10 protein-coding genes and 1 pseudogene are annotated in these 15354 nt (G+C 68.8%); 8 read left to right on the top strand and 3 right to left on the bottom strand.

Annotated features, from left to right (window positions below; all coding sequences use genetic code 11):
* The first annotated feature begins 152 nt into the window (after positions 1–152).
* The 8 genes from D7006_RS15625 to D7006_RS15590 all read left to right on the top strand — a co-directional run bounded on the left by D7006_RS15625 (position 153) and on the right by D7006_RS15590 (position 10547).
* Positions 153–1016 carry a peptidyl-prolyl cis-trans isomerase gene (locus D7006_RS15625; protein WP_237353676.1) on the top strand — a complete coding sequence of 288 codons (864 nt, stop codon included), beginning with the start codon at positions 153–155 and terminating at the stop codon, positions 1014–1016.
* A 74-nt stretch (positions 1017–1090) separates the two neighbouring features.
* On the top strand, positions 1091–2020 hold the full coding sequence (locus D7006_RS15620) for a HupE/UreJ family protein (protein ID WP_237356925.1): 930 nt from the start codon (positions 1091–1093) through the stop codon (positions 2018–2020).
* Positions 2021–2057: 37 nt separating this feature from the next.
* A complete protein-coding gene (locus D7006_RS15615; protein ID WP_237353675.1) occupies positions 2058–2669 on the top strand; it encodes a HupE/UreJ family protein in 612 nt (203 codons plus the stop codon).
* Positions 2666–3295, top strand: a complete 630-nt coding sequence (locus D7006_RS15610; RefSeq protein ID WP_237353674.1) for a HupE/UreJ family protein — start codon at positions 2666–2668, stop codon at positions 3293–3295. The genes D7006_RS15615 and D7006_RS15610 overlap by 4 nt, the downstream gene beginning before the upstream one ends.
* A 140-nt stretch (positions 3296–3435) precedes the next feature.
* Positions 3436–5019 carry a Do family serine endopeptidase gene (locus D7006_RS15605; protein ID WP_237353673.1) on the top strand — a complete coding sequence of 528 codons (1584 nt, stop codon included), beginning with the start codon at positions 3436–3438 and terminating at the stop codon, positions 5017–5019.
* 237 nt (positions 5020–5256) lie between these two features.
* Positions 5257–5973 carry a response regulator transcription factor gene (locus D7006_RS15600; RefSeq protein WP_281408781.1) on the top strand — a complete coding sequence of 239 codons (717 nt, stop codon included), beginning with the start codon at positions 5257–5259 and terminating at the stop codon, positions 5971–5973.
* A gap of 74 nt (positions 5974–6047) precedes the next feature.
* Positions 6048–7427 (top strand): ATP-binding protein, encoded by a 1380-nt coding sequence (locus D7006_RS15595; protein WP_237356924.1) that lies wholly within the window; start codon positions 6048–6050, stop codon positions 7425–7427.
* A gap of 156 nt (positions 7428–7583) precedes the next feature.
* A complete protein-coding gene (locus tag D7006_RS15590; protein WP_237353672.1) occupies positions 7584–10547 on the top strand; it encodes a bifunctional [glutamine synthetase] adenylyltransferase/[glutamine synthetase]-adenylyl-L-tyrosine phosphorylase in 2964 nt (987 codons plus the stop codon).
* 150 nt (positions 10548–10697) lie between these two features.
* Here D7006_RS15590 and pepN read toward each other — a convergent pair whose 3' ends face one another.
* The 3 genes and pseudogenes from pepN to D7006_RS15575 form a co-directional block, all read right to left on the bottom strand.
* The gene (pepN, locus tag D7006_RS15585) at positions 10698–13328 is read right to left on the bottom strand and encodes an aminopeptidase N (RefSeq protein WP_237353671.1); all 2631 of its coding nucleotides are present in this window, start codon (positions 13326–13328) and stop codon (positions 10698–10700) included.
* Between the two features lie 119 nt (positions 13329–13447).
* Positions 13448–14244: pseudogene (locus tag D7006_RS15580) on the bottom strand (TSUP family transporter); the annotation flags it as partial.
* 180 nt (positions 14245–14424) lie between these two features.
* The gene (locus tag D7006_RS15575) at positions 14425–15204 is read right to left on the bottom strand and encodes a sulfite exporter TauE/SafE family protein (RefSeq protein ID WP_237353670.1); all 780 of its coding nucleotides are present in this window, start codon (positions 15202–15204) and stop codon (positions 14425–14427) included.
* Between the last annotated feature and the right edge of the window lie 150 nt (positions 15205–15354).

Genomic DNA, 15354 nt, shown 5'->3' with positions numbered 1-15354 from the left:
AACCTTGCGAGACCTCTGGGACCCTGCGTCTGCCGCAGCGCTGTCATCAAGCCGACACCGGTCGGCCGCTAGGGGATGCGCCGCCAGCAGTAGTGGACGCACGACGTGGCAGGGATGCGCATTTCCGCAGCCCTGTGGGTGGGGGACGAGTCTTGACGTCATCGGGTTTGAATACGAGCGCGGATGCGCCGGCCGGCACCGGCAAAAAGAGCCTCATCAGGCGGCTGGTCGGCGAGCCGCTGCTTCAGTTCATGGTGCTCGGCGCCATGATTTTCGCGGCCCATGCGGCGGTGACGCCGTCGGTCCCGAAGGAAAAGCTCATCGAGGTCACCCCCGAGGTGCGCCAGAGCATCGTCGATGCCTTCAAGTCCACCCACGAGGGCCGCGAGCCGGGGGCGGACGAATACCGCAAGCTGGTCGACGTCTGGATCCTGAACGAGATCACCTTCCGCGAGGCGCTGGCGCAGGGCCTCGACAAGGGCGACGAGATGATCCGCGACCGCATCGTCCACAAGATGCGCCTGCTCATCTTCAACGGCGTCGAGGTCAAGGAGCCGACTCGCACCGAGCTTGAAGCCTGGTACGAGAAGCGCCGGGCGCAGTATGACGTGCCCGAGACCATCAGCTTCATCTCCGTGCCCTTCACCGGCCCGAACGCCGAGGCGGACGCGCACGAGACGCTGGAGCAGATTCTCGCCGGCGAGGAATCCGAGGAGACCCAGAACCGCGCGCTGATCTTCGGCGAGCGGCCCCGCAAGTCGCTGGAACCGTCGTTCGGCGCGCCGTTCGTGGAGGCGCTGGTGGCGCTGCCGCAGGGCGAGTGGCGCGTGCTGCCCTCCAGGGACGGCTGGAACGTGGTGCGGCTCGATGCTTATGCGCCCGGCCATCCGACCGACCTCGACGACGTGTCCGCCCAGGTGGCCCTCGCCTGGAAGGACGAGCGCCGGCGCATCCTCGGCATCGCCGCGACCAGGGATCTCGGCAATGCCTACGTCATCCGGCGCGGTGAGCCATGATCGCCCGCTGCGCGACAGTCCTCCTGCACCACTGCGCAGCGGCGCTGCGCCGTCCGCTGGCCGGGCTTCTGGCGATGCTCGCCGTGGCGTCCGCCGTGCTGCTGCCCTCGGCGGTGGCGCGGGCGCATGAGGCGACCATGGCGGTCATCACCTTGCGCGAGATCGCGCCGGGCCGCTTCATCGGCCAGTGGACCATGCCGCCGGTGGACGTGACGCTCCAGCCCATCTTCCCCGCCCACTGCCAGTGGAACCCGCCCGAGCTGGTCTGCGGCGAGCGGGGCCTGACCGGCCGCCTAAGCTTCATGGGCCTAGGCAGCAAGCAGTCGGTGGCGACCATCCGCGTGGTCCCGCGCGACGGGTCGCCCGTCGCCTACACGGTGAGCGCCGCCAAGCCCTCCATGATGGTGGCCAGCGAGCCGGGCACCAATCTCGCGATTTGGGCCGATCTCGCGGACACCTATGTCAACCTCGGCATCGACCACATCCTGCGCGGCATCGACCACCTGCTGTTCGTGCTGGGCCTGATCTGGATCGTGAAGGGGGGCTGGCGGCTGGTGAAGACCATCACCGCCTTCACCGTGGGCCATTCCATCTCGCTCGCCGCCGCCACCTTCGGCTGGGTCGGCGTGCCCGAGCGGCCGCTCAATGCTGCCATCGCCCTCTCCATCGTCTTCGTGGGCGTGGAGATCGTGAAGCTGCAGCGGGGCGAGCCGGGGCTCACCGCGCGCTATCCGTGGATCGTCGCCTTCGCCTTCGGCCTCCTGCACGGCCTCGGCTTCGCCACGGCGCTGACGGCGCTCGGCATCCCGCAGGCGACGCTGCCCATCGCGCTCCTGTTCTTCAACGTGGGCGTCGAGATCGGCCAGCTGATGTTCGTCATGGCGGTGCTCGCCCTCATGTGGGCGCACCGGCAGGCGCAGGCGCTGCTGCCCCGCTGGGGCGCGGCCATCCCGGCCTATGTCATCGGCTCCGTCGCGTCGTTCTGGTTCCTCACCCGCATCTGACCCTGCCTGGGGCGCATACCTTGGAAGGACATTCGTCATGAAGTCCCAAAGCCCGAACCCGGCGCTCGTCCTCGCCGGCCTTCTCGCGATGATTCCCCTATCCCCGGCCCTCGCCCATACCGGCACGGGCGTGCAGATCGGCCTTCAGAGCGGCTTTCTCCATCCGCTGACCGGCGCGGACCACGTCATCGCCATGGTCGCGGTGGGCCTGTGGGGCGCCCAGCTCGGCAATCCGGCCATCTGGGTGCTGCCCATCACCTTCCCGCTGGTGATGGCAGTGGGCGGCCTCATTGGCGTCATGGGCATCGACCTGCCCTTCGTCGAGCTGTTCATCGCTTTGTCCGGCATCGCGCTCGGCGCCATGGTCGCCTTCAACGTGCGCCCGCCTTTGTGGGTGGCGGCGACCATCGTCGGCGTCTTCGCCATCTTCCACGGCTATGCCCACGGCAAGGAACTGCCGGATGCGGCCGATGCCGTGGCATTCGCGGTGGGCTTCGTGGTGGCCACCGGCATGCTCCATTTGCTCGGCATCCTCATCGGCGTCGCGGTGCGCTGGGAGGCGGGGGCCAAGGCGGTGCGCGCCTGTGGCGCCGCCATCGGCTGCCTCGGTGTCTACTTCCTGCTCGGTGCCATCGGAATCATCGAATGACACGCCTTGTCCGGCGCGCCGGTAAGGCCGGTGCGCTTGCTCTTTTCTTCGCGCTCACGCCCGGCCTCGCCCACGCCCACCTCGTGGATACGCGGCTCGGTGATTTCTATGCCGGCGCGCTGCATCCGCTGACGGATTTCGAGCAGGTGCTGCCCTGGCTCGCGCTGGCGGTGCTTGCCGCCTTCCAGGGGCCGCGCGTGGCGCGCTGGGTGGTGCTGGCCTTCCCGCTGGCGTTGGCCGCAGGCGGTGCGCTGTCGCTGGTGCTGCCGCCGCCGCCGTTCGCCCCGGTCGCGGGCGTCGCGCTGGTGGCGCTCACGGGTCTTGCCGTCGCGGCGCAGCTGAGGCTGCCGCTCGCCGCCCTGCTGGTGTTGGCGGTGGGCCTCGGTCTGCTGGACGGATACCAGAACGGCGCCGCCATGGTGGCCACCACGGACCGCTTCCTGTTCCTGTCCGGCGTGACGGTGATTGGCTATGCCTTCGTCACCCTCGCGCTCGGCTGCGCCGTCGCCTTCCTCGCCGGTGTCGGCGGATGGCGGCCCATCGCGCTTCGGGCGGCGGGAAGCTGGGTCGCGGCGGTGGGAATCATGGTGCTCGGCCTCCATCTGATGTCGCGCGGGGTCGGCTGATCGCGCGCCGGAGCGGAGGTCACGGCATCGCGAGCGACATTACGGAAGCTTAATCCGGCCGCCAGATTGCCGTAACGATCCAACCCTTAGGTTGCGTCTCGAACCTGCCCGGCATGGCAGGCAACAGAGAGACGCGACGCATGACCCGCTCCCCCTCCACCCCTTCTTTGACGAAGCGCAACCGCCGTGCCATGCTCGCGAGCGTTTTCGGTCTGGCCCTCGCCGGCGTCGTGGCCGGTCAGTTCATCCCGCCTGCCAATACCCCCGCTCTCGCGCAGATCACCACCAGCCAGCCGGCCAATACCTTCTCCTTCGCCGACATCGTCGAGAAGGTCTCGCCCGCCGTCGTCTCGGTGAAGGTGAAGAAGGACATCGGCGACCAGCAGATGGCCATGGGCGGCGAGGGCCTCGGCGGCAATGTGCCGCCCCAGATCGAGGAATTCCTGAAGCGCTTCGGCTTCGGCCAGGGCGGCCCCGGCATGGGTCCCGGCGGCCCGGGTGGTCCCGGCATGGGCCCGCGCGGCGGCATGGGCCCCAAGGGCGAGCGCCCGGTGGTGGGCCAGGGCTCCGGCTTCATCATCTCGGCTGACGGCTATGTGGTGACCAACAACCACGTGGTGGACGGCGCCGACGAGGTGGACGTGACCACCACCGACGGCAAGGAATACGTCGCCAAGGTGATCGGCACCGATCCGCGCACCGACGTCGCCCTGCTCAAGATCGACAACGTCACCAACATGCCGTGGGTGAAGCTCGCCGATGGTGCGCCGCGCGTCGGCGACTGGGTGATCGCGGTCGGCAACCCGTTCGGCCTCGGCGGCACCGTGACCGCCGGCATCGTCTCGGCCCGCGGCCGCGACATCGGCTCCGGCCCCTATGACGACTTCATCCAGATCGACGCCCCCATCAACCGGGGCAATTCCGGTGGCCCGACCTTCTCGCTGAACGGCGAGGTGATCGGTATGAACACCGCCATCGTCTCCCCCTCGGGCGGCAACGTGGGCATCGCCTTCGCCATCCCCTCCGAGACGGTGAAGACCGTGGTGACCCAGCTGCGTGACAAGGGCTCGGTGGCCCGCGGCTATATCGGCGTGCAGATCCAGCCGGTGACCGAGGACCTCGCCTCCGGCCTCGGCATCAAGAGCGCAGAAGGTGCCCTGGTCGCCCAGGTGCAGCCCAACACCGCTGGCGCCAAGGCCGGCCTCAAGGCCGGTGACGTGGTGGTCAAGGTGAACGGTGAGCCGATCAAGGAGGCCCGCGAGCTGTCCCGCAAGGTGGGCATGATGAAGCCGGGTGCCGAGGTCCAGCTCTCGGTGATCCGCGACACCAAGCCGATGGACATCAAGGTCGTGCTCGACCAGCTGCCCAACGAGCAGGTGGCCTCGCGCACCAACACCCCGCAGGGTGAGGACGACAGCGCCGGCAACAAGGACATGCCGCGCCTCGGCCTGCAGCTCGCTCCCTCCAAGAGCGTGCAGGGTGCCGGCGGCGAAGGCGTGGTGGTCACCGGCGTCGAGCCCAACGGCCCGGCAGCCCAGCGCGGCCTGAAGACCGGCGACGTGATCCTGAAGGTCGGCGACAAGACCGTCGCCACCCCCAAGGATGTGCGCGACGGCCTCGCCGCCGCCAAGGCCGAGAACCGCAAGGCGGTGCTCATCCAGGTGAAGAGCGGCGAGGGCGTGCGCTTCGTCGCCATCTCGCTGGAAGGCAAGGCCAAAGGCTGAGCCAAGATCGGCTGAGCCCGCTCAGCCGGCCTGAGACAAGGCCCGACCCGCATGACACGCCGGGGCTCATCCCCCGGCGACGGGCCTCCGGACCGAGGTGGATATCGCCATCGCCCCTGATGCCGCTTCGGCTCCGCAGGCGCGGGAAGCTCCAGAGGGCTTCCCGCGCCACTTTTTTGGTGCGTGCCCCTCGCATGGACCCCTCGCATGGACCTGCCTGAAAGGTGAGCTAGAGTGATGACAACGAATCTCGATCCGGGTCCTCTCTCCGCCATGCGCCTTCTCCTGGTCGAGGACGACCGCGACGCCGCCGAATATCTGCGCAAGGCCTTTCGCGAGGCCGGTCACGTGGTGGACCATGCCGCAGACGGCGAGGAGGGGCTCGCCCTCGCGCTCGACGGCAAGTACGACGTGATGGTGGTGGACCGCATGCTCCCCGCCCGCGACGGCCTCTCCCTCGTCACCGAATTGCGCGGGCGCGGGCACACGACGCCCGTGCTCATCCTCTCCGCGCTCGGGCAGGTGGACGACCGGGTGCAGGGCCTGCGCGCCGGCGGCGATGACTATCTGCCGAAGCCCTACGCCTTCACCGAGCTTCTGGCGCGGGTCGAGGCCCTGTCGCGGCGCGGCGTCAGCCAGGGCGCCGAGACGGTGTACAAGGTGGCCGACCTCGAACTCGACCGCCTCGCCCACCGCGTCACCCGCTCCGGCAAGGAGATCCAGCTCCAGCCGCGCGAGTTCCGGCTGCTGGAATATCTCATGCGCCACGCCGGCCAGGTGGTGACGCGCACCATGCTGCTCGAAAACGTCTGGGACTATCATTTCGACCCCCAGACCAATGTCATCGACGTCCACGTTTCGCGCCTGCGCTCGAAGATCGACAAGGGCTTCGACGTGCCGCTCATCCACACCGTCCGCGGCGCCGGCTACATGGTGCGGGCGGGGCTGGCGTGAAGGGGGAGGGCGCCCCGGCGGGTGCGGGTCCGCTCGGCAACGGGGGGAGGGCGCACGGCGCGATCGCCAGCCCCATCGCCCATGCGGCGCGCCTCGTGCGCACCACGGCGTTCAAGCTGCTCGCCGCCTATCTCGTGGTCTTCGCGCTGTTTGCGGTGTCGGTCATCGTCTACACCGCGTGGCATACCCGCGCCCTGATCCAGGGGCAGGTTGCGGACGACCTCGATCGCGAGGTCGTCGGGCTCTCTGACCAGTATCGCATCGGCGGCATCCAGCGGCTGGTCTATGTCATCGACCGGCGCACGCGGCGGCCGGGCTCGTCCATCTATGTGCTCTCCAATTTCCAGGGCGAGGTGCTGGCCGCCAACGTGACGGACCTGCCCATCGGCCTGCTCGACAAGGAGGGCACCCGCTTCACCACCTACAACCGGCCGGACGATCCCGTGGCCAAGAGCCATGTGGCCTTCGTGCAGACCATGTTCCTGCCCGGCGGCTACAGATTGCTCGTCGGCCGCGACATCGAGGAGCGCGACACCCTGCGCGATCTCGTGGCGCGGCCCGCCCAATGGGCGGTGGTGCTCATCGTGGTGCTGGGCCTTGCCGGCGGCGTGTTCGTGACGCGACGGGTGCTGAAGCGCATCGATTCCATGACGGCCACGGCCGAAACCATCATGGCCGGCAATCTCTCCGGCCGGCTGGCGCTGGCCGGCACGGAGGACGAGTTCGATCGCCTCGCCCACTCCCTCAACGCCATGCTCGACCGCATCGAGGGGCTGATGGTGGGGCTGAAGGAAGTCTCCGACAACATTGCCCACGATCTGAAGACCCCGCTCACCCGCCTGCGCAACCGCGCCGAGGAGGCGCTGCGCACCGGCCGCACAGAGGACGACTGGCGCGCCGCGCTGGAGACCACCATCGAGGAGAGCGCCGGTCTCATCCGCACCTTCGACGCGCTCCTGATGATCGCCCGCGCCGAGGCGGGGCAGGGGCGGGCGACCATGGGCGACGTGGACCTCGCCGAGATCGCCGAGGCGGTGTCCGAGCTCTACGAACCGCTGGCGGACGAGCAGGGGCTCGACCTCACCGTCAGCGCCACGCCGACGACTGTGCATGGGGTGAAGGAGCTTCTGGCCCAGGCCCTCTCCAACCTCATCGACAATGCCATCAAGTATGGCCGACCGGCCGATGGGGGCAGGGGGCGCATCACCGTGACCCTGAAGCGCGAGGGCACGGACGCGGTGCTGACGGTGGCCGACACCGGCCCGGGTATTCCGCCCGCCGACCGCGAGCGGGTGGTGGAGCGATTCGTGCGGCTGGAGGCGAGCCGCACCCGGCCCGGCTCCGGGCTCGGTCTTTCGCTGGTCGGCGCCATTGCGCGGCTGCACGGCGGCACCCTCGGCTTTTCCGACAACGGCCCGGGTCTGGTCGCGACGTTCCGTTTGCCGACGAAATGATCGACAAGCGTGAACCAAGCGGTCGGCACCGGCGTTAACGTCTCCAATGACCCGCCTGTTCTCCCTTAACCATGATGCGCGCCGCGCCTCCGGTTGCGTCAATCGCATCAAAGAAGGCTTGCGCGCGGCAAGTCGCTGGTGCCTTTAGACCTGACCATGCGTTGGCCCACGGAACCGGATTCGGCGGACCGGCCGCCCCTCGCCCTGCTGATGCGGGAAGCGCCCGTCGTGGCGGATCCGAAGGCGGCAAAGATTAAGCTTTCCCACGCCATTGAACGGCTGGCGCCGGAGGCGTGCGCCGCCCTTGATGCGCTGTTCACGGCTGCGCCCTGTGCCGAGCAGGTCTGCCTCGGGATCGCCGAAAGCTCTCCCTTCCTCATCGAGGTGATCCGTTCCGAGCCGGAGCGGCTTCTGCGCGTGCTCGCCCGCCCGCCGCACGCCCATCTCGATGCGCTCATCGCCGAATGCGCGGCCGTGGACGGCTCCGAAGCCGACGTAATGCGCGCGCTGCGGCGGATGCGCAGCGAGGCCGCCTTGCTCATTGCCGTCGCCGACATGGGCGGGGTGTTCGGCCTCGTGGAGGTCACCGCCGCGCTGACGGATGTGGCCGACGCGGCGGTGCGCAAGGCGCTGTCCTTCCTCCTCGGCGAGGCGGTGAAGGCCGGGCGGCTCACCGTGCCCGATCCCGCCGATCCTCAGGCCGGCTCGGGCCTCGCGGCTATCGCCATGGGCAAGCACGGCGCGCGGGAGCTCAACTATTCCAGCGATATCGACCTCGTGGTGGTCTACGACCGCGAGAAGGCGCAACTCTCCGACAGCGTCTCCGCCTCGCCCTTCTTCGTGAAGATCACGCAGGGGCTGGTGCGCCTGCTGCAGGAGCGCTCCGCCGACGGCTACGTGCTGCGCGTGGACCTGCGCCTGCGCCCCGATCCCGGCTCGACCCAGGTCGCCCTCTCCACCGTCTCCGCCCTCGACTATTACGAGCGCGAGGGCGCCACCTGGGAGCGCGCGGCCTACATCAAGGCGCGCCCCGTGGCGGGCGATGCGGAGGTGGGACGGCAGTTCCTCGCCGATCTCTCGCCCTTCGTCTGGCGCCGCGTGCTGGACTTCCAGGCCATCGCCGACGTCCATGCCATGAAGCGCGAGATCCACGCCTTCCGTGGCCACGACGTGGTGGCGGTGGAGGGACACAATGTGAAGCTCGGCCGCGGCGGCATCCGCGAGATCGAGTTCTTCGTCCAGACCCAGCAACTCATCGCCGGCGGGCGCGACCCGCTGCTGCGCACCAGCCGCACCCTCGACGCGCTCGATGCGCTCACCGCCCATCGCTGGATCGAGCCCAAGGTCCGCGACGACCTCGCCGAGGCCTATCTCTTCCTGCGCCGGGTCGAGCACCGCATCCAGATGGTGGCGGATGCGCAGACCCATTCGCTGCCCGAGAGCCGCGAGGCCATGGAGGGCTTTGCCCGCTTCATGGGCTATCCGGATCGCGACGCCTTCGCCGCCGCATTGGTGGCGCGGCTGACGACGGTTCAGAGCCACTATGCCCACCTGTTCGAGGATGCGCCGCCGCCGGCCGTACTCGACGCCGATCTGCTCTTCCCGCCGGACGAGAACGACCGGCCGACCCTCGCCGCCCTTTCGCGCCTCGGCTTCAAGGATCCGGCGGCGGCGAGCGGCATCGTGCGGCGCTGGCTCGTGGGCGGGCCGCGGGCGCTAAAGACCGAGGCGGCCCGCGCCCATCTCGCCCGCATCGTGCCGCTGATGCTGGAGGCCCTGTCCCGTGGCGGCGATCCCGATGGCGCGCTCATCGCCGCGGACCGCTTCTTCACCGAGCTTCCGGGGCCGCATCTGCTCACCGCGCTGGACCGGCATCCGGACCTCGTGCGGCTGCTTGCCACTATCCTCACCGCCGCCCCGCGCCTGAGCGAAACTTTGGCACGCCGGCCTTCTCTCACGGACGCGCTGCTCGATCCCGCCTTCTTCGACGTGCTGCCCGACGAGGCAAGCCTCTCCGAGCATCTCGAACTGCTGCTCGACACGGCCGAGACCGACGAGGAGCAGTTCGACCGCGCCCGCCGCTTCCGCCAGGAGCAGCATGTGCTCATCGGCGTGCGCATCGCCTCCGGCACGCTGCCGGCGGCGCGGGCGGGCGAGGCCTATGCGAAGCTCGCCGAGGTCATCATCCGCGCCCTGCACCGGCGCGTCTGGGTGCGCTTCTGCGAAACCCATGGCCGCATTCCGGGTGCCGAGACCGCGGTGCTCGCCATGGGCAAGCTCGGCGGCCGCGAGATGACGGCGGGGTCCGACCTCGACCTCATCGTGCTCTATGATTTCGATCCCGAGGCAGATGGCACCTCGGACGGCCCGCGCCCGCTGACCGGCGCGCAATATTTCGCCCGCTTCACCCAGCGCCTCGTCACCGCGCTGACCTCGCTGACCAATGCCGGCAAGCTCTATGACGTGGACCTGCGGCTGCGCCCCTCCGGCCGCTCGGGTCCGCTGGCGACGCGGCTCTCCTCCTTTGCCACCTATCAGCAGGCGGAGGCCTGGACGTGGGAGCACATGGCGCTCACCCGCGCCCGGGTGATCGCCGCTACGCCGGAATTCGGCGGCATCGTGCGCGATGTCATCGGCCGCATCATGGGCCAGGCACGCGACCGGCGCCGGCTGGCGGGCGACATCCTCGACATGCGCCAGGCCATCGCCGCCGAGAAGGGCGAGGACGACCGCTGGAACCTGAAGCACGCGGCTGGCGGGCAGGTGGATGTGGAGTTCCTCGCCCAATACCTCGTGCTGGCCCATGCCCACGATCATCCCGAGATCGTGGACACGGCCACCGCCCGCGTGCTCGCCACGGCAGAGCGGCTGGCCTTGCTTGGGCCGGAAGATGCGCACGTGCTGCTGCGCGCCTGCCGGCTCTACCAGAACCTGACGCAGGTGCTGCGCCTGTCGGTGGACGCCCACGTGGTGCCGCAGGACGCGAGCCCGGCGCTGCGCGCGCTCCTCGCCCGTGCCGGCGAGATGCCGGACTTCGCCACGCTGGAGGCTGATCTCTTCGAGACCGAACAGAAAGTCCGCGCCATCTTCGAGCGCGTGCTCGAGACGGCGGCAGAGTAGGAAGAGCCGCGTCTACAAGAGGCTCTGCATGTCCAGGACGTCGTCGTGGTCCGGGGTGACCGGATCACGACGAGGCTTGTCTTGCGCGTGAAGGCTCGTGCGACCGGAACGATGCGCCCTCTGCTCGAGCCGGAGGGCGCCGGAGAATGCTCACCCCAGCGCGCGGGTGGCGATATCCGCCACGTCCGGCGACAGGCCGGGCGTCTCCGCCACCTTGCGCAGGGCCCGCTCCGCGCTGGCGCGGCGCACCGGCTCCAGCTGGCGGAAGGTCTTGAACGAGGCGAGGAGGCGGGCTGCTACCTGGGGGTTCTTGCCGTCCAGCGTCAGCACCACGTCGGTGACGAACTCGTGCCCGGCGCCATCCGCGCGGTTGAACTGGGTGGGGTTGGTGGCGGCGAAGGCGCCCACCAACGAGCGCACCCGGTTGGGATTGCCCAGCGAGAAGGCGGGATGCAGCATCAGATCCTTGATGCGGTCGAGGGTGCCTGGAGCCGCGATTTGCGCCTGCAGGGTGAACCACTTGTCGATGACCAGCGCGTCCCGCTCGAAGCGGTCGTAGAAGGCCTGAAGCGCGGCCTCGCGCTCCGGCACCTCATGCTGGGTCAGGACGGCGAGGGCGGTGATGCGGTCGGTCATGTTGTCCGCCGCCTCGAACTGCGCCTTGGCGCGGGCGATGCCCTCCGCCGAGCCGGTGACTGCGAGGAAATCCAGCGAGAGGTTGCGCAGCGCGCGCCGCCCGGCGGAGGAGGCGTCCGGCGAGAAGGGGCCGGTCGCGGCCATGGCCGAATAGGTGGTGGCGAATGCGCCTTCCAGCGCCGTGCCCACCGCGAGGCGCAGCGCCTTGCGGGCGGCGAACACCGCGTCCGGGTCCACGTCCTTCGCGAGCTCGCGGGCCACCTCGCCCTCGCCGGGCAGGGCCAGTGCCTGCGCCTTGAAGGCGGCATCGAGCGTGGTGTCTGCGAGGATGGCGCGGGCGGCGGTGACGAGGGCCTCCATCGCCGGCAGGCTGCCGGTGCGCGCGCCGGTCTTCAGCATTTCCAGCGCGATGCGCTGGATGGCGTCGAAGCGGTTGAACGGGTCCGCGTCATGGGCGGCGAGGAAGACGCGGTCGGCCTCGGTGAGGTCGCTCACGAGGTTCACCGGGGCCGAGAAGCCGCGGTTGAGCGAGGGCACGGGTCGCGCATCGAGGCCGGTGAAGAGGAAGCTCTGGCGCGCCTCGCTCACCTCCACCACGCCGTTCTCAACCGGCACATTGCCGAGCGCCAGCGGCTGGTCGCGGCCGTCCGGCCCGACGAGACCGAGGGCGAGGGGGATGAGCATGGGCTTCTTGGTGGGCTGGCCCGGGGTGGGCGGCACCTCCTGCGCCACGTCGAGGCGATAGGTGCCCGCCTCGGCATCCCATGCGCCGCTCACGGTGAGCACGGGCGTGCCCGACTGCGCATACCACAGCGCGAACTGCGAAAGGTCGCGGCCGGTGGCATCGGCGAACGAGGCGACGAAATCCTCGATGGTCGCGGCTTCGCCGTCATGGCGCTCGAAATAGAGGTCCATGCCCGCCCGGAACCCGGCCTCGCCCAGCAGGGTCTTGAGCATGCGGACCACTTCGGCGCCCTTCTCGTAGACGGTCGCCGTGTAGAAGTTGTTGATCTCGCGATAGGTTTCCGGCCGCACGGGATGCGCGAGCGGACCCTGGTCCTCGGTGAACTGCGCGGCCTTCAGCGCCCGCACGTCGGCGATGCGCTTCACCGGGCGGGAGCGCTCGTCGGAGGAGAATTCCTGGTCGCGGAAGACGGTGAGGCCCTCCTTCAGGCACAGCTGGAACCAGTCGCGGCAGGTGATGCGGTTGCCGGTCCAGTTGTGGAAGTATTCGTGGGCGATGACGCCCTCGATGCCGGAATAGTCCGCGTCCGTCGCGGTCTCGGGGGTGGCGAGGACATACTTGTCGTTGAAGACGTTGAGGCCCTTGTTCTCCATGGCGCCCATGTTGAAGTCCGACACGGCGACGATGTTGAACACGTCGAGGTCGTACTCGCGGCCGAATGCCTCCTCGTCCCAGCGCATGGAACGCTTCAGCGCGTCCATGGCATAGCCGGCGCGGGCCTCCTTGCCGTGCTCCACATAGATGCCCAGCTCCACCTCACGCCCGGAGCGGGTGAGGAAGCTGTCCGCAATCTTGGCGAGGCGCCCGCCCACGAGGGCGAACAGGTAGGAGGGCTTTGGCCAGGGATCGTGCCACACGGCATAATGGCGGCTGGTGCCGTCCACCTTCCCGCTCTCCACCAGATTGCCGTTGCCGAGCAGCACAGGGGCCTCAGCCTCATCCGCCTCGACGCGGGTGGTGAAGACGGAGAGCACGTCCGGCCGGTCGGGATAATAGGTGATGCGGCGGAAGCCCTCGGGCTCGCACTGGGTGCAGTAGTTGCTGGAGGTGCGGTAGAGCCCCATCAGCTGGGTGTTGGCGGTGGGGTCCACCAGCGTCTCGATCTCCAGCACGAAGGCGTCGGCCGGGGGATGGGCGAGGGTCAGGCGGTCGGGCGTCGCCTCGAAGCTCGGGCCGGCCAGCGGCTTGCCGTCGATGGCGAGGCGCACCAGCGTCAGTCCGTCACCGTCGAGCACCACGGGCGCGCCGAGGGCACCGGCCGGGTTGCGGCGCAGGGAGAGCTTCGAGGTGACGCGGGTCTGCGAGGGGTGCAGGGAGAAATCAAGGTCCACCTTGTCCACCAGCCAGGCCGGGGGACGGTAGTCGGAAAGGTGGATGGCCTTGGGTTCTGCATCACGCATGTCAACGCTCCTGGCGCCGGCATGGAGGGGCCGGCGTCTCGCTATCCTGTCGGGTCGGTGGGGAGAGTAGAGCGCGATTGCTGCGGAGGAAAGCGCGGGCCCGGCGCGGCGCGCCGGGCGTGGAGCCAAATCTTCACCGCCGAGCCGGCGAGCAGCAAAGCGAGGAGCGGTAGCAGCACCTCCGCCCGCACGATGCCGAGGAGCAGGCTGCCGGCAAAGGCGCCGGCCACCGAGCCGAGGCCCATGGCGATCAGGAAGCCGCGATTGCGCGCCAGTACGGCGAAGCTCTTGTCCTGGCTGTAGCGCGCAAAGCCCACGAGCATGGTGGGCAGGCTCACGGCGAGGGAGAGGCTGCCGGCGAGCTTCACGTCGCAGCCGAAGAGCAGGATCAGGGTCGGGATGAGCAATTCGCCGCCGGCCACACCCAGCACCGAGGCGAAGATGCCGATGGCGAAGCCGGCCGCCACGCCCGCCATCTCTGCAGGACACCCTCGAACAAAGGCTGGCCCGTGCCGCCGCCGTGGCCGAACAGCAGCACGACCGCGATCAGCGCCAAGAGCAGCGCGATGACCCGATAGAGCGCGGGCGATGCGAGCCGCAGCGCCACGCCTGCCCCGAACCACGCCCCGAGGAGGCTTCCGGCCAGCAGATTGGCGATCACGCCCCAATGGTCCGAAATCTGTGCGAACGGAACGACGCTGGCGCGGAAGGGCAGGGCGACGGCCACCACGATGAGGCTGACCGCCTTGTTGACGATGATCGCGTCCAGGGCCCGGAAGTGGAACAGGCCGATGAGCACCGGCAACCGGAATTCCGCGCCTCCCAGACCGATCAAACCACCCAGCGTGCCGATGATGCCGCCGGTGGAAAAGGCAAAGGAATTGAGCGATGCAGCCTTCATGGAACGGGCGACCATTGCGGAATGGAGCGCCACGGTGCGCACGGAATGGCTGCGCCGTCCACGAATATTGCAGAATATGATCTTGTCGTTCGATATTACATATTTAGTCCGGGATATTTATTATATCTGACTGAATATAGTTTTAGTGCGGTTGATGTGTATAAATAGATATAACTTGCATTGTCCGGTGCTGAGCTATTGGCCTGACGCCGAGCCGTGCCGCCAGATCTTCCAGGCCGACATCACAAGGATGGCGCCGAGCAGCGGCAGCAGCATGGAGGCCGGCACGATGCCGAGCAACTGGCCGCCTAGGAAGGCACCCAGCATGGAGGCGGCGGTCATCACCCCGAGGAACGTCAGGTTCTCCCGCACGACGGCAACCGTGTTGTCGCGGCCGCAGCGGGCGAATCCGACGATGAGGGTGGGCAGACTCACGGCGAGCGCGACGCTGCCCGCGAGCTTCACCGGCAGGGCGAAGAGCAGAACCAGCGTCGGCACCAGCAATTCCCCGCCGGAAACCCCCATGAGCGCCACCGCAAGGCCGATGATGAAGCCGGCCAGCACCCCGACCACCAGCCGCACGGTGCCGTCGATGGCCATGTGCTTGAGATCGGGATCGTCACCCAGCACCAGCATGATGGCGGTGAAGACGAGCATGGCCGCGATGGTGCGGAACAGGGTGCGCGAGGCGAACCGCGTGGCGTAGGTCGCCCCTGTCCAGGCGCCGGCGAGACTTCCGGTCAGCAGGGTCGCGATCACCCGCCAGTGCTCGGCGACCTCGGCAAAGGGGATGGTCGCCGCGCGCGACGGCAGGGCGAAGGCCACCACCACGAGGCTAAGCACTCGGTTGATAATGATGGCCGGCAGCGCCTCGAATCCGAGCGCGATCAGCACCGGCAGTCGAATCTCCGCGCCACCGAGGCCGATTAGGCCGCCAACGGTCCCGATGGCCAGCCCGGCCAGGGATCCGTGCAACAAACGACGCCGCATGGACGCTGCGGAAGGCTCGAAAGACATGCCGATCACGCCCCCTTGAACAGACCGCTACGTACCGTCACCCCGGCCTTGGAAAAGGGCGCGAGCCGTTGACGGAAAAGGAGTCTCACCGATTGTCCAGAAATCTCC

This window comes from Xanthobacter sp. YC-JY1, assembly GCF_021730305.1.
GTDB lineage: Bacteria > Pseudomonadota > Alphaproteobacteria > Rhizobiales > Xanthobacteraceae > Xanthobacter > Xanthobacter flavus.
Note: the sequence above shows the minus strand (reverse complement) of the source record. Positions and strands in the feature narration are given on the sequence as shown.